This window comes from Pseudomonas sp. (assembly GCF_048265905.1).
Lineage (GTDB): Bacteria > Pseudomonadota > Gammaproteobacteria > Pseudomonadales > Pseudomonadaceae > Aquipseudomonas.
This window is the reverse complement of record NZ_JBLXAP010000001.1, coordinates 148,406-165,685: the sequence shown is the minus strand read 5'-3', so window position 1 is coordinate 165,685 and position 17,280 is coordinate 148,406. Positions and strand designations below refer to the sequence as shown.

Genomic DNA, 17,280 nt, shown 5'->3' with positions numbered 1-17,280 from the left:
CTGTGCGATGAACCATACCAACGGCCAATTAATTCAGCGCTTTTACAGTGCCTTCCAACTGCTCGATGCCGAAACAATGGCGAGTTGCTATGCCACAGATGTGCGCTTTAGCGACCCGGTGTTTCCTGACTTGCGTGGTGAAGATGCCGTCGATATGTGGCGCATGCTTACCCGTCGCGCCAAAAATTTCAGCCTGACTTTTGATAATATTCAGGCCGACGAGCAACAGGGCAGTGCGCAGTGGGTGGCAACCTATGTGTTTAGTCAGACGGGTAACACCGTGGTTAATCGTATTGATGCAAATTTTAAGTTTGCTGATGGCAAGATAGCCGAGCACCGCGACCAGTTCGATCTTTGGTCCTGGGCTTCACAGGCGCTTGGGTTCAAGGGGCGTCTACTGGGTTGGACGCCGTTGGTGCAAAATGCAATTCGCGGTCAGGCGGCGAAAGGCTTGGCGCAATTTCAGGCCGCTCGCGAGTAATCAAGCAAGCTAAAGTATCATGTGCGCAGTGAGTGACGTTGAACGTAACGGGCAACTTTTCTGTCTGATAGGTATTGGTCTTATATGACAGACCTCCAAGTTGTGAGAAATTTATAGCCATGAGCAAAACCGCGCCACTGAGAGAACCGACCATGCAAGGATTGCTGCTGCGACTGGCCCAGGCCAAGGCTTGGGGTGTTCATGCGATGACCGCCAGCGGGGTGATTCTGGCGCTCTTGGCTCTGCTGGCGGTGCTTGATGGCAATCCGCGAGTGTCGTTGCTGTGGTTGGGCTTGGCGCTGTTGGTTGACGGCCTCGACGGAACGTTGGCACGTAAATACGACGTTAAGACCGTGCTGCCGCAATTTGACGGCACCACCCTTGATCTGGTCGTCGATTATCTGACCTATGTGTTTATCCCGGCGATTTTTATCTACCGCTTTGTGCCACTGCCCGAATACACCGCTTTGCTGGCCGTCGGTTTGATCTTGTTGTCATCGCTGTTCTGTTTTTGCAACGTCAACATGAAAAGTCAGGACAACTACTTTGTCGGCTTTCCGGCGGCGTGGAATGTGGTCATCGTTTATCTGTATCTACTCGATATATCTCCTTGGATGAGCGTTGCCTGCATCGTTGTACTTTCGGCGTTGACCCTGAGCACCATGAAGTTCCTGCACCCGTTCCGGGTCAAGGAATTCATGCCAGTCAACATCACCATGACCCTTATCTGGATGCTTTGCTGCTTGCTGCTGATACTGCAGTATCCACAAGCGCCAGCATGGTTGATGGCGTTGTGGGCGGTGTCCTCGGTTTACTTTGTGGCGGTCTGTGTGTGGCGCACATTGCGTGAATGGCTGCGCTGATAGATGACTGAAGTGCTTGATAAAACCTGGTCGGTGTATCTGGTCAGGGCGCAGAACGGCGCCTTGTATTGTGGGATCAGTGATGATCCGTTGCGACGTTTCGCCAAGCACCAAAGTGGTAAAGGTGCGCGTTTTTTCTTCTCCAGCCCGGCGCAAGCCTTGGTCTACACCGAAGCCTGTGCCGACAAGGGCGATGCATTGCGCCGCGAACGGGCGATCAAAAAGCTTAGCAAAGCGGCCAAAGAGATACTGGTGAAAAGCTTCAAGACCGATATCGCTGCGGCTAATACTGCGCTATCAACTTAATCGAATCGTTTCCTGGGCGTTATGCGGTTGCGGTTTCTGCGCGTAAGCTAGTGATCTATTAATAATTCACGGAGACCGCCATGCACGAGTTGATTTTGCACCACTACCCAACATCGCCATTCGCTGAAAAAGCGCGTTTGATGCTGGGCTTCAAGCAGCTCTCTTGGCGCTCGGTGATGATCCCTCCGATCATGCCAAAACCTGATTTGACTGCACTGACTGGCGGTTATCGCAAGACGCCGGTGCTGCAGGTCGGTGCTGATATTTATTGCGACACGGCACTGATCGCACGCCGTCTTGAGGCTGAAAAGGCCACTCCTGCGTTATTTCCTCTGGGCTCGGAGTTTACCGTCACCAGCTTTGCCCAGTGGGCTGATTCCGTGGTGTTTCTGCATGCCGTGAGCCTGGTGTTCCAGCCCGAGTCAATCGCTGCGCGCTTTGGCAAGTTACCGCCAGAGTTTCTAAAGGCTTTCGTTGCTGATCGTTCAACCCTGTTTGATGGCGGCTTGGCGGCGCGCTTACCGGCAGCGCAGGCCGCGCATCAGTGGCCTGCACTGATGCAACGTTTACAACAGCAACTCGAAAGCGGCGAAGGTGACTTCCTGTTTGGCGAAGCATCTATTGCTGACTTTTCGCTGGCACATGCACTGTGGTTCTTGCGTGGCACGCCAGTCACCTCGCCTCTGGTTGATGATTACCCTGCTGTAGCTGCATGGCTGGGCCGGGTACTTGGCATGGGGCATGGCTCGCTCAGTGAAATGAATGGTGAGGAAGCGCTCAAGATCGCCCGCGAAGCCACCCCAGCCGCACTGCCAGATGAGCAGTTTGTTGATCCAAACGGCTTTAAGCCGGGCCAGCAAGTGAGTATCAGCGCAGTTGATTACGGTGTTGACCCTGTAGAAGGCGAGTTGCTGTTCGCTGGCAGTGAAGAGCTGATCCTGCGCCGCGAAGACCCACGCGCTGGCACCGTACACGTTCACTTTCCGCGCCTGGGCTTCAAGATCAGCGCTGTGTGAAAGATGGTGGACAAGCTTCGCGTTGTCGCACCCTACAGGCGCGTAGGGTGGATAACGCTTTTTTTATCCACCACCTTTGCGGTCGCAAACAGGGCGAGCCGTTTGGGTGTTTTGGTGTTGCATCTTGGTGGACAAGCTTGGTGTTGTCGCACCTTACCGGCGCGTAGGGTGGATAACGCTTTTTTTATCCACCACTTTTGCAGTCGCAAACAGGGCGAGCCGTTTGGGTATTTTAGTGTTGCATCGTGGTGGACAAGCTTCGCGTTGTCGCACCCTACAGGCGCGTAGGGTGGATAACGCTTTTTTTATCCACCACTTTTGCGGTCGCAAACAGGGCGAGCCGTTTGGGTGTTTTGGTGTTGCATCGTGGTGGACAAGCTTCGCGTTGTCGCACCTTAGCGGCGCGTAGGGTGGATAACGCTTTTTTTATCCACCACTTTTGCAGTCGCAAACAGGGCGAGCCGTTTGGGTGTTTTGGTGTTGCATCGTGGTGGACAAGCTTGGTGTTGCCGCACCTTACCGGCGCTTGAGTTGATCAGTTAACTGAGTCGGCAGGTTGCGGATAATCAGCGTGTCCTGCTCCTCGTTATATTCAACCTTCGAGCCCAGCAGGTGCGCTTCAAAGCTGATCGACAAACCTTCTGCGCGCCCGGTAAAGCGACGGAATTGGCTGAGCGTGCGTTTGTCTGCCGGAATCTCTGGCGACAGGCCGTAGTCTTTATTGCGGATATGGTCGTAGAAGGCCTTGGGCCGCTCTTCATCGATCAAGCCTGACAGCGCCTCAAGGGTCATTGGTTCGCCAATCTTGGCCTGGCTGGTGGCGTAATCAACCAGCGTATCGGTCTTTGAGCGCGCCTGATCTTCTGGCAGGTCTTCGCTTTCCACGAAGTCGCTGAAAGCCTTGAGTAGCGTGCGTGTTTCACTCGGCGAGTCGACGCCTTCCTGGCAACCAATGAAGTCGCGGAAGTACTCAGAAACCTTCTTGCCGTTCTTGCCTTTGATAAATGAAATGTATTGCTTGGAGCTGGCGTTGTTGCGCCATTCGGAGATGTTGATCCGTGCGGCCAAGTGCAACTGCCCCAGGTCAAGGTGTTTGGCTGGCGTTACATCCAACTCATCATTCACCGCCACGCCTTCGCTGTGATGGAGCAGGGCGATGGCCAGGTAATCGGTCATGCCTTGTTGGTAATGAGCGAACAACACGTGACCGCCAACCGACAGGTTTGATTCCTCCATCAGCTTTTGCAGATGCTCAACAGCCTTGCGGGTAAACCCGGTGAAGTCTTGGCTGTCGTCGAGGTATTCCTTGAGCCAGCCACTGAACGGAAATGCGCCGGACTCTGCATGAAAGAAGCCCCAGGCTTTGCCCTGCTTGGCGTTATAGCTGTCGTTGAGGTCGGCCAGCATATTCTCGATAGCCTGCGAGGCGCCGAGTTCGGTTTCACGGGCGTGGAGAATAGCGGGTGTGCCATCTGGTTTTTTGTCGATCAGGTGAACGATACTGTGGCGGATCGGCATGGGGGGTCTCTTGAAAATCAAAACAGGTAGCGCAGAACTGGCGGTTGCTGCCAATCCCACGCGAATGGCGTTAGTTTACCTGATTAACTGGTGGACTCCGCGTTCTGCTGACGACGCTTTTGCAGGGTTTGCAGGCGTTCGATCACATAGCGCAGGTGTACGTGCAGGTCATAGAGTTCGTTGGAGTAAGACAGAGGCACATCAACGCTGGCCAGTTCATCCTGCAGTTGATCTAGGCGCTCAATCTCTGCGTCCAGATGTTCTGGCAAACTGCCTTTATCCAGCTGTCGATCAATCTCGCGCAGGTATTTGTACCAGCGGTAAATCCGCGCCCTGATCCGCCAGCGGTACAACGGACCTACCGCCTTGAACAATGGGAAGAGCACGACCAGCAACGGAATCAGCAGGATAATATAGCGATCAGCCAGCGAGGCCACCCGGAAAGGTAGATAGCGCTGCAGCAGGGGTAAGCCGTTTTTGTAGTAATGGTCGGCATCGCTGGAGAGTTTGAATGTCTGCGGCTCGGCACTCGGGAATTTACCAGCCTTGTCGAGCAGGGTCCCGGTTTTCATCACCTCTCGGCTGGCTTCGAGAAACAAGGCAACCAAGCCAGGGTTGAAGTCGTCATTGACCACCAAGGTCGCAACTGGTGACAGGGTCACCACTTCGCGCGACGGCGCGTTATTGGCCAGGTTGAGCAGGCCTTCACCCACGGTCAGGCGGTTAAAGAAGGGCAGGCGCGCTTCATAAGCATCCGCGCGGCGAAAGTTGGCAAGGGCGATATCCGGCTCTGCGGCGAGCTTTTGCACATTATCGTTTTCTGCAGGGCCAACTAGGAACACAGCATCAAGTTCATCGTTAAGCAGCGCTTCAGCCGCCTTGCTGCCACTGATCTTTTGCCAGGTTTGGGGGTATTGCTCTGGCAAGATGGCGTTGGCGCTAAGGATGGCCTCGGTGGCCGCTTGCGTGCCGCTGCCCTGGCTGCCAAGAGCAAGGCGCAGAGGCAACAGGTCAGCGATACGATCAAGATTGATATCACTGCGATAAAACAACCACAGCGGCTCGTGATAGACCGCGCCGAGCGTTTGCAATTGCTCGCGTTGTTCAGGTGCAAGCTGGCGCTCAAGACCACTTTGCACCAGTGCGATCTGCACGCCTGAGTCTTCATCCAGTAGTTTTTCGATGTTGTCGCGCGAGCCGTTGCTGGGCATCAGCTTCAATTCAAAGCCATCTTTTGCCAGCTCATCTTTTAGACGCTCGGCAAATATCCGGTATGCACCGCCTTCGGCGCCGGTGGCCATGGTCGCGCTTAACGGCGGCGGCGGGGAAACAAAGTAGAACACCGCCCCGACCAATAATCCCAATACCGGCACCACCCAGAAATTGGCCAAGATCATTATTTTCAGGTCATTCAAAAAGCGGGGCATGGTGCTTCCTTGTAAAAGATTCTTTATCAGGATAGAGCCTTGCGGCCCTCAGGGCTAAATATGCTTTGTTGAATTTAGCAAATGCGCAGCTCTCAATGGCTGCGGTTGCTGTAGTTGATACCGAGCATAAAGCTGGAAACTGCTATAAGGTAAAAATGCGTGACGCTGCGCTTATTGCATGCGCAGCCACAACGCGCCCTATGAACACCGTGGATTCGGTGCCTGATCTGGAGATGAATATGTCGAATGAAGGTTATCACGAGCCCATCGGCGAGCTGTCCGATGAAACCCGCGATATGCACCGTGCGATTACGTCACTGATGGAGGAACTTGAAGCGGTTGACTGGTACAACCAGCGAGTCGATGCCTGCAAGGATGATGAACTCAGGGCCATCCTGATTCACAACCGTGACGAAGAGAAGGAGCATGCGGCGATGGTGCTCGAATGGATACGTCGGCGCGATCCCGTGCTCAATGATGAACTCAAGGATTACCTGTTCACCACTAAGACAATCGCCCACAAGTAAGCCGTTCAGAGCCCTCGCGCCAAGGCCGTTATGACGACGGCCCTGGCGGTTGGGCCTGCATCGGTTATGGCTGAAGCATGCGCTGTTTTGCGGCTAGGCCAAGCCGCCAGCTGTTTAGCTTGTCGATCACCAGTAGCACGGCCAGCAGGCCGACCGCGTAGCCTGCATCGGTGCCGAGAAACGCCAGCACTATTGCGCAAAGCACGGCGCTAAAGCCCGCAAGCCATCGCCAGATGCCGTTCAGCAACAACCAACCTGCGGCCATGCTCAACAGGTAGATAAGGATAAAGTTGCCGTTGGCGTAGCGGATGAGTTGGTCTATGGAAATTGACAGGCTCCATGCCAGCGTTGCGCAAATGGCGCAGATCAGAACCACCAAAAGCAAGGCGCGGCTGGGGACGCCGTGGCTATTGCGCTGAGCCAGACTGGCTGGCAGTTTTTGCTCGTCAGCCAGGCTCCAGATCAGCCGTGAAAAGCCTTGGATATAGACATTCATCGAGGCAAAACAGGCCAGGTAACCGATGATGGCGCTAATCCAGCGGGCCTTGTCACCGGCCAACAGATCCAGCATGCGAGGCAGCGAGCTGGCATCGGTATTGACGTTGCCATACACATTGAAACTCAGCACCGCGACCGAGCAGGCCCAATAAACCAATCCCGCGAGCAAGACCCCGAGCAGCAGGGCGATGGGGAAATCGCGCTGCGGATTCTTGAACTCTTCACCCATGTGAGTGAAAGCCTCGATGCCGACAAAGCACCAGAACATCACGCCAAGCGCGACGGGTATCAAGCTCCAGTCGCTGTTTTGCGGCAACAGTGGCTGGCTGTTGCGTGGCAAGTCACCGGCCCACCAGATGTAGCCAATGGTCAGGATAATGGCCATGGCGATCAGGCTTTGGATCATGCCCGAGGCTTTGGCCGGGCGCTGGCCGAGCAGCAGGATCAGGCCAAGCGTGCCGAGCTGGACCATCAACAACTGGCTGCTATCAAGGTCGAACAGCGCTTGCCAGAAGCCGCTGGCAATATTCAGTGCGGCCGGCAAACCTACAGGCAAAACCGCGAGGAACAGCAAGGCACTGACGCGTTCCATGCGCGCGCCAAATGCCCGGCCAATCAGGTGCGGCGCACCGCCAGCATGGGGGTAATGGCGTCCGAGCTGGGCGAAGGTGAAGGCCACCGGCAATACCAGCACAATCAGTATCAGCCACGCCCAAAGCGATGCCTGTCCGGCGCTGGTTGCGGCCAGTGCGGGAATAATAAATATCCCGGTTCCAAGCAGCGAGGTACTGAGTAAACCTATACCTTGCAGCAGGCTTAATTCTTGGTTTAGACGGCTCATGGGGTATGCTCTGGTGGCGAATCATTGGGCGCTGGCGCAGCACGCTAACAGGTGCTGTCTAGAGCTGCTTGGAGGCGCCTTAATAATAAATCGGCGGGCAGTGTTAGGCTCCGCTCGAAATGGCGGTAGTTGCCGTCAAAATGGCGGAAATAGTCGTCAACTTGTTTGCCTGGGATGTTTGAAGTGGACAAATTTGATCAACAGATCATCTCGCTGTTGCGCGGTGATGCGCGCTTATCGGTTAGCCAGATAGCGCGTGAGATAAACCTTTCGCGCTCAGCGGTGGGTGAGCGTATTCGCCAACTCGAAAACAACGGCACCATTCTTGGTTATCACGCGCACCTGGTCGAACCAGAGGCTGTGGCGGTCAAGGCCTATCTTGAATTGTTTTACAGCGGTGGGCGTTGCGAGAACTACGCTGAGCGCATGCGCGCCTTCAGTGAAGTTCGCCGCTGCAGTGGTATCAGCGGGGAAACCGACATGCTGGTCTATATCGAAGCGCCGAGCATGCAACGATTCAGCGAAATACGCGGTGAAATCGAAAACTATCCCGGCATGCAAAAAGTTAAAACCCACGTAATAGTCAAAGACTGGGTGATGAGCTGATCATGCGTATTTTGCACACATCCGACTGGCACCTTGGCCAGCACTTTATGGGTAAGACCCGCCAGTTTGAACATCAGCAGTTTTGCAGTTGGGTGATCGAACAAGTGCTGGAGCATCAGGTCGATGCGCTAATTATTGCCGGGGACATATTCGACACCGGAGCGCCGCCGAGTTACGCACGTGAGCAATACAATCGCTTTATCGTCGAGTTGCGCAGCGCCCGCTGTGAACTGGTGGTGCTGGGTGGCAACCACGACTCGGTGGCGATGCTGGGTGAAAGCAAGACCTTGCTTGAGCAGCTCGATACACGGGTAATTCCCGGTGTGTGCGCAAACATCGTCGATCAACTGCTGGTGCTCAATCAGCGTGACGGAACGCCAGGCGCGCTGCTTTGTGGTATTCCGTTTATACGCCCGCGTGATGTGCTGCAAAGCCAGGCAGGGCAGAGCGCCTCTGAAAAGCAGTTGTCGCTACAACAGGCGATCGCCGCGCATTACCAAGCGCTGTTTGATTTGGCTCAAGCCAAGCAGGCTGAGCTGGGCGGTCACTTACCGATTATTGCCACAGGCCATCTGACTACGGTGGGTGCCAGCGCCAGCGAGTCGGTGCGTGAGATCTACGTGGGCGCGCTTGAGGCATTTCCAACCAATGCGTTTCCAGCGGCAGACTACATCGCCCTTGGGCACATCCATCGCCCGCAGAAGGTCGCCGGGCTTGAGCATATTCGCTATTGCGGTTCTCCAATCGCGCTGAGCTTCGATGAAGCCCGGCAACAAAAGGAAGTCCTGCTGGTTGAGCTCGATGGTAACGGCTTGCAGCAAATCACGGCGCTGGCCGTGCCCCGCGTGCAGCCATTGTTGTCGCTGCGTGGATCGCTCAAGGAGCTGCAAGCAGCGATTCTCGACGCGGCAAAACAAGGCTCGAGTGAGCGGCCCGTGTGGCTGGAAATACAAGTCAGCACCGATGATTACCTGAGTGACCTGCAAACGCGGATTGGCGCAATGTGTGAGGAGTTGCCCGTTGAAGTACTGCGCATCCGTCGTGAGCGCGGTACGGCGTCTGCCAGCTTATTCAGCGAGTCCAAAGAAACCCTCGATGAACTCAGCCCCGAACAAGTTTTCGCCCAACGCTTGAGCAGCGAAACACTGGATAAGACCGAGCAAGTGAGACTGACTGCGCTGTATCGACAGACACTTGAAGAGTTGCAGGGAGAATAGAACGGCTGGTTTTTTCTGGATCAGATGGGCTAGGCGTAGACCTACTTAATCCGTAGGGTGCGACAACGCGAAGCTTGTCCACCATGGCTCAAACAGCTATTTGCCAAAGCGGTGTTTATCAATAGCCAATAGCCTGAACATCCCACTGACTAACCCCTGCAAATACCTCGTGGAAATGCCAGAATAGCTGTTCATCACCGCCAGTGACCCCTGCATGAAAATCCTCAGCCTGCGTCTTAAGAACCTTAACTCACTCAAGGGCGAGTGGAAGGTCGACTTCACTGCTGAGCCGTTCAGGGACAACGGGTTATTCGCTATTACCGGGCCAACCGGTGCCGGTAAAACCACCTTGCTCGATGCTATCTGCTTGGCGCTTTATCACCGCACTCCGCGGATGAATACGGTATCTGCCAGCAGCAATGAGTTGATGACCCGGCACACCGCGGAATGTTTGGCCGAAGTCGAATTTGAAGTGAAAGGTGTGGGGTACCGGGCGTTCTGGAGCCAGCGCCGCTCCCGCGATAAGGTCGACGGTGCGTTGCAGTCACCGAAGGTTGAGCTGGCTGAAATGGCTGGCGGGCAAATCGTCACCGATAAAATCAATGAGAAGCTACGTGAAACCGAACGTCTCACGGGGCTCGATTTTGAACGTTTTACCAAGTCGATGTTGCTGGCTCAGGGTGGCTTCGCCGCCTTTCTTGAGGCTAACGCTAATCAGCGCGCCGAGCTACTTGAAGAACTCACCGGCACCGATATCTACGGACAGATTTCGCAGCGGGTATTTGAGCAAACCCGTGAAGTGAAGGCGGCGCTTGATCAACTACGAGCCAAGGCCGAAGGCGTTGAGTTGCTTAGCCCAGAGCAGCGTGCAGCGCTAGCCGAAGAAGTTGCACGGTTGACCCTTGATGAGCAGCGCTGGGTGGCTGAGCAACACGCCTTGCAGGCTCAACAGCAATGGCGCGAAGCTAAGCTCAATGCGCAAACGCAGTTGCAGCGGGCGAAGCAGCAGGCTGGCACCGCGCAACAGGCGTTGGTCGATGCTCAGCCACAGCTACAGCGATTAACCGCCAGCGAGCCGGCGAGTCAGTTACAGCCGCTTTACCAGGCGCAGCAACAAATCAGCCAACGACTGCACGCCAGCCAACAACTTGCTCAGCAATTACGTCAACAACACGGTGCTGTGTTGCACTCGATTTGTCAGGACGCCTGGCAAGGTCAGCAGTTGAGTCAACAGCTGCTGAATACTCAGCAGCAGACGCTGGTAACGTTGCAACAGCGTGCTGATCAGGTTGCTCAGCGCATAGCGGCGCAGCCACAGCGCGCGCAGTTAGGCGAGTATCTGAATGCCTGGCAGCAGCAATTTGCTGCGTTACGACAAAACCAGCAAGAGCAGGGTTCGGAGCAAACCAAGCAACTGCAGATTAGCCAACATTTGAGCCAGCTAAGCAGTGAACTGACGCAGCATCAGGCGGCGCTAAGCACTGTCCAAACCAGGCTAGCGCAGGCTGAGCAAGCCGCCAAACTGGCGCAACAACAGCTCGACACGCTTTTAGCCGGACAGACAGATGTCGCGTTGCGTGAGCAGTCGCAGCAACTGACTGATCGTGCTCGACAACTTGAGCATCTTGAGGCGTTGGCAAACCTGCGTCAGCAACATGTTGAGCAACACAGCCAGGCGCAAGCCCAGCTTGCTACTCGGCAACGTGAGCTAGCTGAACTAAGCCTGCAGCGTGATGTGCTGCGCAGTCAGTTTGTCGCCCTCAAACAACAGATTAGCGATAAGCAAAAGCTGCTTGAGCAAGAGCAGCGTATCCAACAACTGGAGCACTATCGTGCGGCGCTGCAGCCTGATGAAGCCTGCCCGTTATGCGGCTCGCTTAGCCATCCGGCGATCGCTGAATATCAGGCGTTGAACCTGTCTGAAACCGAACAAGCACTGCACTCAAAGCAACTTGAGCAAGATGCTGTGCGCAATCAAGGTGAAGCGCTAAGTGCCAAGCTGGAAGTGACCAAGGCGCAAATCGAACAAAACCAAATGCAAATAGGCGTTGCTGAACAAGCCATTGCCGATTGCGATCTGCGTTGGCAGCAAGGCTGCGAACTGCTGGGTCAGACACTTCGCGATGCCAATGAGGTGATTGCCGCGCAGCAGCTAAATAGCCAGCATGTGATGCAGCAACAGCAGCGCTTGATTCAGCTCGACCAGCTCAAGCAAGCTGCGCAACAGAGTGCTCAGCAGCAGATGCAGGCGGAGCGTGAGGCCAATCAATGCGCTTCACAGGTACAGGCGCTGCTGACCCAGCAAACCCACCAGCAGCAACGTCAGCAAGACAGCGTTATCGCGCTGCAAAAGCTTGAGTCCGACCATGCAAATCGTTTGGCCGATCTGCGCAGCAGTTTGCAAGCCTTAGGCTACACCTTGCCAGACGACCCACAACACTGGCTGCAAGAGCAACAGCAGGCTTGGCAAGATTGGCGTGGTGACCAAGAGCAGAGCCAGCAGCTCAGTAGTCAGATCAAAGAGCAGCAGCACTTGGTGCAGCAGGCGCAAGAACAGGCGCAGAGTTGGCAACAACGCTGGGTCGAGCAAGGCGAGGATGATCGTGTAGAGTTATCTCCCGTTGCTCAACCGCAAGCGCAGCTGCAGGGCTTGCAGAGCGCTTGGCAACCCGCCCAGCAGCAGCGCGATCAGTTGCAGGGGCAATTGCAAACCGTACTCCAGCGAATTGAGGACGAGCAGCAAGAGCAGTTGCAGCAGGCTGAGGCCTGGCAAGCCGCACTCACGGCCAGCCCCTTTGCTGACGAAACGGAATTTCTAGCCGCCGTGCTTGATGATCAACAGCGTCAAGCGTTGCGCGAGTTATTGCAGCGTCTAACCCACGATATTACTGCCGCGCAGGCGCTGGAGCAGGATTGTGAGCAGCGCATTAGCGCCCTGCAAGCCACTGAGCAAGCAGCACTGTTTAACGAGGTCGGCGATGATCAGTTATTGGTTAATCTGCAAACGCTCAGCGGTGAACTCAAAACCTTGACCGAACGCCGCGGCGAGATACGCGCTCAGATTCAAGGTGATGATGCGCGCCGTGAAAGTCAGCAAGGGCTGTTTGCGCAGATTGCCGCGCAGCAAAGTGATTACGATTTATGGCAACAACTCAACAGTTTGATCGGCTCGGCTGATGGCGCAAAATTCCGCAAGTTCGCACAAGGCCTGACGCTTGATCACTTGGTCTATCTGGCCAATCAACAACTTGAGCGCCTGCATGGCCGCTATCAGTTAGGGCGTAAAACTCAGGGTGAGTTGGAGCTTGAAGTAATTGATACCTGGCAGGCCGATGTCGCGCGTGATACCAAGACCTTGTCCGGCGGCGAGAGCTTTCTGGTCAGTTTGGCGCTGGCGCTGGCGCTGTCGGATCTGGTCAGCCACAAGACCAGTATCGATTCACTGTTTCTCGATGAAGGTTTCGGCACACTCGACGGTGAGACGCTGGAAGTGGCGCTTGATGCACTGGACAGCCTGAACGCCAGCGGCAAGATGATTGGTGTCATCAGCCATGTCGAAGCGCTGAAGGAGCGCATTCCCGTGCAGCTAAAAGTGCATAAAGGCATCGGCATGGGCTACAGCGGTTTGGATAAACGCTTCGCCGTGTGAAGCTGAAGTAATTTCCCAATGTCATCATGCCGTTTTCGGGATCACATCTTCTTTCCCCGTAATCCGACTTGCTACAGCGCGCCCGTTACAGGCCTGTGGCGCTGCTTTTCTTGCTTTATATCTGAATCCTAGGCCGATTGCGCTTGATAAAGCAGAATGCGAGTGATGCCTGTTAGGTATCAATTGTTGCCTAATTGATATTATACAAATCATCACCAGCGTTTTAAGTTTGCTGTGCTGTCGTGATTTTGAGGCCTGCTCGTCGCTCTGCTGGCAGTCGATAACAGACAGTTTCAAGTGACAGTGAAACAGAACAATAAGTGAGCCACGACTCACAAAAAACATCGCAACAACGTCTATCTGCCATTCCAAGAATAAGCATATGTAGAGGACTGACAATGGAAAGTACATTCCACGGAGTAATGGCTTTCGCCTTGCTCGCCAGCATGTTGTTGCTGGGCAGTGTCTTGCGTAATCGAATCGGTTTGCTCCGCAGTTCTCTGGCGCCAGCCAGCATTATTGGCGGCGTTATTGGCTTCATCTTGTTATCCCTGGGTTTAATTCCCGGGTTTGAGGCGGATGATTTCCAAACCCTGACATTTCATTTTTTCACCCTTAGCTTTATGTCCCTGTGCCTGACCGGTAAGAGCAAAAATGCCTCGCTTTCCGGGGGCAGCGTTGTGCGTGGCGGGCTTTGGCTGACCTTTATCTGGACCATCAGCCTTGGCCTGCAAGGGGTTATCGGCTATTTGGTGATAGTCGCCTACGACGCTGCGACGGGTTCCAATACCAGCGCATGGCTGGGCGCGATTGTGACCCATGGTTTTACTCAGGGGCCGGGCCAGGCGCTGACCTATGGCGGTATCTGGGAAAGTCAGTATGGCGTTGAGAACGCCGCTCAAGTGGGTATGATTTACGCGTCACTGGGTTTTTTGGTGGCTTTTGTGATCGGTGTGCCAGTGGCGAAGAAGTTTATCCGCAGTGGCCGTAATGCCAATAAAGCATCAAACATTGGCGACGACTTCAAGTCGGGCTTCTATAGCGCTGAGACCGCGCCAAGTAGCGGAAAAATGATTTCGCATCCGGCGAATCTCGACTCACTGGGTTATCACCTCGGGTTACTTGGGGTTGCTTATTTGATTACCTACCTGTGGCTGAACTTTATCCAGGCACAAGTTGCAGGCTTAACGCTTGGTGGTATCAACCTCTCCGTTTTGTTCAGCTTCAATATGTTCTTTGTCCATGGTTTGGCGGTTTGCGTCTTGATGCGCCTTTGTATTGATCGCTTGGGCTTGTCGCATCGTGTGGATGATGAAACCCTCAAGCGGATCACCGGTTCCTCGGTGGATTTTATGGTGGTCGGCACCTTGATGAGCATTCAGTTCACGGTGCTTTATGACCTGTTGACACCAATCATGTTGGTTACGTTGGCGGTAACCATCGCCACGCTGATTGGCTGTTTGTTGCTCGGCAGATTGAGCGGGGTCTTGGGCAGGGAAAGGGCGCTCACGGCATTTGGTTGCTGTTGTGGCTCGACCGGTACCGGCTTGCTGTTATTGCGCATGATGGATGCGGATTTCAGCACCTCGGTGCCCAAGGAGTTGGCCTTCTTCAATTTGGCCATCATCGTCACCAATTTCCACATATTGTTCTTCTTTGCGCCGCTGGTGCCCTCGTTGGGTGGCTGGACTTACTTCCTGGTCTTTGGCGGTACGGCACTTATCTTTCTCGCGGCCATTCCGTTGTTAATGCTGCGCCGCCCACAACTATCAACCATGCCTCCGTTACAGGGTAAGGAGTCCTGCTCATGAGCATTACCGTCTACGCCGCCAAACGCATTCTGACCATGAACCCGTCGCAACCCGAGGCTACTCATATAGCGGTGCGCGATGGTCGGGTCCTGAGCGTCGGCCCGCTGGCAACGATGGATGAATTGGGCGAGTACACCCTTGATCAACGCTTTGCCGAGAATATTATTCTGCCGGGCTTTGTTGAGGGGCACAGCCATGCCCTTGAAGGTGCGATGTGGAGTTACCTTTATCTTGGTTACTTTGACCGGGTTGACCCAGATGGTTTGAACTGGCCGGGTGCCAACAGTATTGCGGCGATGCAAGACCGTCTGCGTGAGGGCGCAGCGTTGCTCCCCGCTGGTGAGCCACTAATTGCATGGGGTTTTGATCCTGTTTACTTCGAGGGCGATCGACTTGACCGCCGAGTGTTGGATGCCGCGGTCAGTGATCGACCGGTGATCGTGATGCATGCGAGCTTGCATGTGATGTCCGTAAACACGCAGATGCTCGAATTATCCAACCTCCAGCAGCATTCTGGGGTTGAAGGCATCATGCTGGACGCTGCTGGCCAGCCCAACGGCGAGTTACAGGAAATGGCAGCCATGCACGCCGTTTTTGAAACCTTGGGGCTCAACCTGTTTGAAGCCGTATCGGCGTCTCACACATTGCAACGCTACGGCAAAGTTGCGCGTAATGTTGGGGTCACCACTATCACAGACCTCTACAATCCACTGACTGATGAAGGCATCGCCGCGTTGCAGGAAGTGACATCGGCAGATGACTTTCCAGTCCGCTTGGTGCCCGCGATGAGTGCTCTGGCGTGGACTCCGGAGCAAGGTGTAAAGCGATTACATCGCTGCATTGAGCTGAACAGTGACAAGCTGCACTTTGGCTTGGTCAAGATGATGACAGACGGCTCTATTCAGGGCTATACAGCACGTATGAAGTGGCCGTATTACCACGATGGCCATCCAAATGGTATTTGGAATGCGCCTCCCGAAGCGCTGCGCAAAATGGTTCAGGTTTACCATCAAGCAGGTCTGCAACTGCACATTCATACCAACGGCGATGAGGCTGTTGAGTTGATGCTGGATGCGGTTGAGGAGGCCTTGGATATGTGGCCTCGTGCTGATCACCGGCACACGTTGCAGCACTGCCAAGTCATCGATCACGCCCAACTGCGACGCACTGCCAAACTCGGCCTGTGCCTGAATATGTTCGCCAATCACCTCTATTACTGGGGCGACATACACCGTAGCCGCACGCTAGGGTTTGAACGCAGCCGCAGGCTTGAACCCTTGGCGTCAGCGCGGCGCTTGGGGATTCCGACGGCGGTGCACAGCGATGCCCCCGTGACACCTTTGGGACCACTGTTTACCGCGTGGTGCGCAGTGATGCGAGAAAGTGCGTCAGGCGAAGTACTCGGTGAACATGAGCGCGTCACAGTTGGCGAGGCGCTTGAAATGATCACCCTCGGCGCGGCATATACGCTGCGCCTTGATCATCTAGTCGGCAGTCTTGAAGTGGGTAAGTTCGCGGATATGGTTGTGCTCGATCAAGATCCGCTAACTGTCGAACCCGCCCAGTTGCGTCATATTGCTGTACTGGCGACGGTGCTTGGAGGAAAGGTCAATGCCGACACCTGAGCCTGTGCCCTTTACCGTGATCACCGGCTTTCTCGGCGCGGGCAAGACCACGCATCTCAATAGTTTGATTCGTCAGGGCTTACCCCGCGACAGTTTGATCGTGGTTAACGACTTTGGTGACATCAATATCGACGCCGAGCTTATCGAATACCGTGACGAACAGATTTTGAGACTGGGTAATGGCTGCATTTGCTGCACGCTTGGCGGCACCTTGGCTGAGCAGCTGGCTCAAGCTATGCGTTTGGAGCCGCGTCCTGCTGCAATCTATATTGAAGCAAGCGGTGTCGCGGAGCCGGCACGCATTGCTGATATCGGCAGAACTTCACGCCAGATGCGGCTGGCCTCGGTGATTTGTCTGGTTGATGGCAGTCAAATCACCAGGCATGCCGGGGATCGTTACACAGCAGATGTCTGGCGGTCACAAATTGCCGGAGCGGATCAAGTCGTTGTTAATCGTCTGCCTCCGGCGAACTCTGAGGCATACATCCAAGCATTTGAGCTGCTTAAACCTATCAATCCAGCTGCATGGCTTAACACCGATGCTGGGGCGTCTGTACACCGGCCCGCGGTACGTTCTCTTACGCCTGCAGCAGCTCAGAACCAAAGTCGTGACATGGCATGGGGTTCGGTCAGCCTGAGCTATCGCGGTGCAATCGATGGCGAGCGGTTGGAGCAGTTACTGCGGCAATATTCCGATGTTGTGCTGCGCGCCAAGGGCATCCTGGCGCGGACAGGGCAACAGACGGCCCAAGTTTTTCAGTTGAGTGGTGGCGTGCCCAGCTGGTTACCCGCGCGGCGTGATCCGGCGGTAAATCAGCTGGTTTGCATCGGCATTAAAGGGCCACGCTTTGAGGCACTGGCATTCGAGCTGGCGCAATTTGAGGCTGCCTAGAGT

Annotated in this window: 14 protein-coding genes; 11 read left to right on the top strand and 3 right to left on the bottom strand. The window is 54.9% G+C overall.

Annotated elements, in window-relative coordinates; all coding sequences use genetic code 11:
• Positions 1 to 7 precede the first annotated feature (7 nt).
• From ACN0UH_RS00790 to ACN0UH_RS00775, 4 genes are all read left to right on the top strand, one after another.
• The gene (locus ACN0UH_RS00790) at positions 8 to 481 is read left to right on the top strand and encodes a nuclear transport factor 2 family protein (RefSeq protein ID WP_417660264.1); all 474 of its coding nucleotides are present in this window, start codon (positions 8 to 10) and stop codon (positions 479 to 481) included.
• A 152-nt stretch (positions 482 to 633) separates the two neighbouring features.
• Positions 634 to 1,344, top strand: a complete 711-nt coding sequence (gene pcsA / locus ACN0UH_RS00785) for a phosphatidylcholine synthase (RefSeq protein WP_417660263.1) — start codon at positions 634 to 636, stop codon at positions 1,342 to 1,344.
• Between the two features lie 3 nt (positions 1,345 to 1,347).
• Positions 1,348 to 1,650 carry a GIY-YIG nuclease family protein gene (locus tag ACN0UH_RS00780; protein ID WP_417660262.1) on the top strand — a complete coding sequence of 101 codons (303 nt, stop codon included), beginning with the start codon at positions 1,348 to 1,350 and terminating at the stop codon, positions 1,648 to 1,650.
• Positions 1,651 to 1,730: 80 nt separating this feature from the next.
• Positions 1,731 to 2,666 carry a glutathione S-transferase family protein gene (locus ACN0UH_RS00775; protein ID WP_417660261.1) on the top strand — a complete coding sequence of 312 codons (936 nt, stop codon included), beginning with the start codon at positions 1,731 to 1,733 and terminating at the stop codon, positions 2,664 to 2,666.
• 516 nt (positions 2,667 to 3,182) lie between these two features.
• Here ACN0UH_RS00775 and yejK read toward each other — a convergent pair.
• Positions 3,183 to 4,184: a nucleoid-associated protein YejK gene (gene yejK / locus ACN0UH_RS00770; RefSeq protein ID WP_417660260.1), complete on the bottom strand. Its 1,002-nt coding sequence runs from the start codon at positions 4,182 to 4,184 to the stop codon at positions 3,183 to 3,185.
• Between the two features lie 83 nt (positions 4,185 to 4,267).
• On the bottom strand, positions 4,268 to 5,611 hold the full coding sequence (locus ACN0UH_RS00765; RefSeq protein WP_417660259.1) for a TAXI family TRAP transporter solute-binding subunit: 1,344 nt from the start codon (positions 5,609 to 5,611) through the stop codon (positions 4,268 to 4,270).
• A 239-nt stretch (positions 5,612 to 5,850) separates the two neighbouring features.
• Between ACN0UH_RS00765 and ACN0UH_RS00760 the strand changes: the two genes are divergently transcribed.
• Positions 5,851 to 6,138, top strand: coding sequence for an encapsulin-associated ferritin-like protein (locus ACN0UH_RS00760; protein WP_010486623.1), 288 nt, complete (start codon positions 5,851 to 5,853; stop codon positions 6,136 to 6,138).
• Positions 6,139 to 6,202: 64 nt separating this feature from the next.
• Here ACN0UH_RS00760 and yjeH read toward each other — a convergent pair whose 3' ends face one another.
• Positions 6,203 to 7,477, bottom strand: a complete 1,275-nt coding sequence (gene yjeH / locus ACN0UH_RS00755; protein WP_339510846.1) for an L-methionine/branched-chain amino acid transporter — start codon at positions 7,475 to 7,477, stop codon at positions 6,203 to 6,205.
• Between the two features lie 183 nt (positions 7,478 to 7,660).
• On the opposite strand from yjeH, the gene ACN0UH_RS00750 reads away from it, so the two are divergent.
• The 6 genes from ACN0UH_RS00750 to ACN0UH_RS00725 all read left to right on the top strand — a co-directional run bounded on the left by ACN0UH_RS00750 (position 7,661) and on the right by ACN0UH_RS00725 (position 17,277).
• On the top strand, positions 7,661 to 8,083 hold the full coding sequence (locus ACN0UH_RS00750) for an Lrp/AsnC family transcriptional regulator (protein WP_417660258.1): 423 nt from the start codon (positions 7,661 to 7,663) through the stop codon (positions 8,081 to 8,083).
• Positions 8,084 to 8,085: 2 nt separating this feature from the next.
• A complete protein-coding gene (gene sbcD / locus ACN0UH_RS00745) occupies positions 8,086 to 9,300 on the top strand; it encodes an exonuclease subunit SbcD (RefSeq protein WP_417660257.1) in 1,215 nt (404 codons plus the stop codon).
• 214 nt (positions 9,301 to 9,514) lie between these two features.
• Positions 9,515 to 12,949 (top strand): SbcC/MukB-like Walker B domain-containing protein, encoded by a 3,435-nt coding sequence (locus tag ACN0UH_RS00740; RefSeq protein ID WP_417660256.1) that lies wholly within the window; start codon positions 9,515 to 9,517, stop codon positions 12,947 to 12,949.
• Between the two features lie 398 nt (positions 12,950 to 13,347).
• Complete coding sequence (locus tag ACN0UH_RS00735) at positions 13,348 to 14,760, top strand: sodium/glutamate symporter (RefSeq protein ID WP_417660255.1); 1,413 nt, start codon at positions 13,348 to 13,350, stop codon at positions 14,758 to 14,760.
• Positions 14,757 to 16,385 carry an amidohydrolase gene (locus ACN0UH_RS00730; RefSeq protein WP_417660254.1) on the top strand — a complete coding sequence of 543 codons (1,629 nt, stop codon included), beginning with the start codon at positions 14,757 to 14,759 and terminating at the stop codon, positions 16,383 to 16,385. The genes ACN0UH_RS00735 and ACN0UH_RS00730 overlap by 4 nt, the downstream gene beginning before the upstream one ends.
• Entirely contained in the window at positions 16,372 to 17,277 is a 906-nt protein-coding gene (locus tag ACN0UH_RS00725; RefSeq protein WP_417660253.1) for a CobW family GTP-binding protein, read from the top strand. Before ACN0UH_RS00730 ends, ACN0UH_RS00725 begins: the two co-directional genes overlap by 14 nt.
• Positions 17,278 to 17,280: the final 3 nt, after the last annotated feature.

Excerpts from the sequence above, each read along its gene's own strand:
- ACN0UH_RS00790 (WP_417660264.1), top strand. The coding sequence starts at position 8 with ATGAACCATACCAACGGCCAATTAATTCAGCGCTTTTACAGTGCCTTC.
- ACN0UH_RS00765 (WP_417660259.1), bottom strand. The coding sequence starts at position 5,611 with ATGCCCCGCTTTTTGAATGACCTGAAAATAATGATCTTGGCCAATTTC.
- ACN0UH_RS00760 (WP_010486623.1), top strand. The coding sequence starts at position 5,851 with ATGTCGAATGAAGGTTATCACGAGCCCATCGGCGAGCTGTCCGATGAA.
- sbcD (WP_417660257.1), top strand. The coding sequence starts at position 8,086 with ATGCGTATTTTGCACACATCCGACTGGCACCTTGGCCAGCACTTTATG.
- yjeH (WP_339510846.1), bottom strand. The coding sequence starts at position 7,477 with ATGAGCCGTCTAAACCAAGAATTAAGCCTGCTGCAAGGTATAGGTTTA.
- yejK (WP_417660260.1), bottom strand. The coding sequence starts at position 4,184 with ATGCCGATCCGCCACAGTATCGTTCACCTGATCGACAAAAAACCAGAT.
- ACN0UH_RS00725 (WP_417660253.1), top strand. The coding sequence starts at position 16,372 with ATGCCGACACCTGAGCCTGTGCCCTTTACCGTGATCACCGGCTTTCTC.
- pcsA (WP_417660263.1), top strand. The coding sequence starts at position 634 with ATGCAAGGATTGCTGCTGCGACTGGCCCAGGCCAAGGCTTGGGGTGTT.
- ACN0UH_RS00735 (WP_417660255.1), top strand. The coding sequence starts at position 13,348 with ATGGAAAGTACATTCCACGGAGTAATGGCTTTCGCCTTGCTCGCCAGC.
- ACN0UH_RS00775 (WP_417660261.1), top strand. The coding sequence starts at position 1,731 with ATGCACGAGTTGATTTTGCACCACTACCCAACATCGCCATTCGCTGAA.
- ACN0UH_RS00740 (WP_417660256.1), top strand. The coding sequence starts at position 9,515 with ATGAAAATCCTCAGCCTGCGTCTTAAGAACCTTAACTCACTCAAGGGC.
- ACN0UH_RS00730 (WP_417660254.1), top strand. The coding sequence starts at position 14,757 with ATGAGCATTACCGTCTACGCCGCCAAACGCATTCTGACCATGAACCCG.
- ACN0UH_RS00780 (WP_417660262.1), top strand. The coding sequence starts at position 1,348 with ATGACTGAAGTGCTTGATAAAACCTGGTCGGTGTATCTGGTCAGGGCG.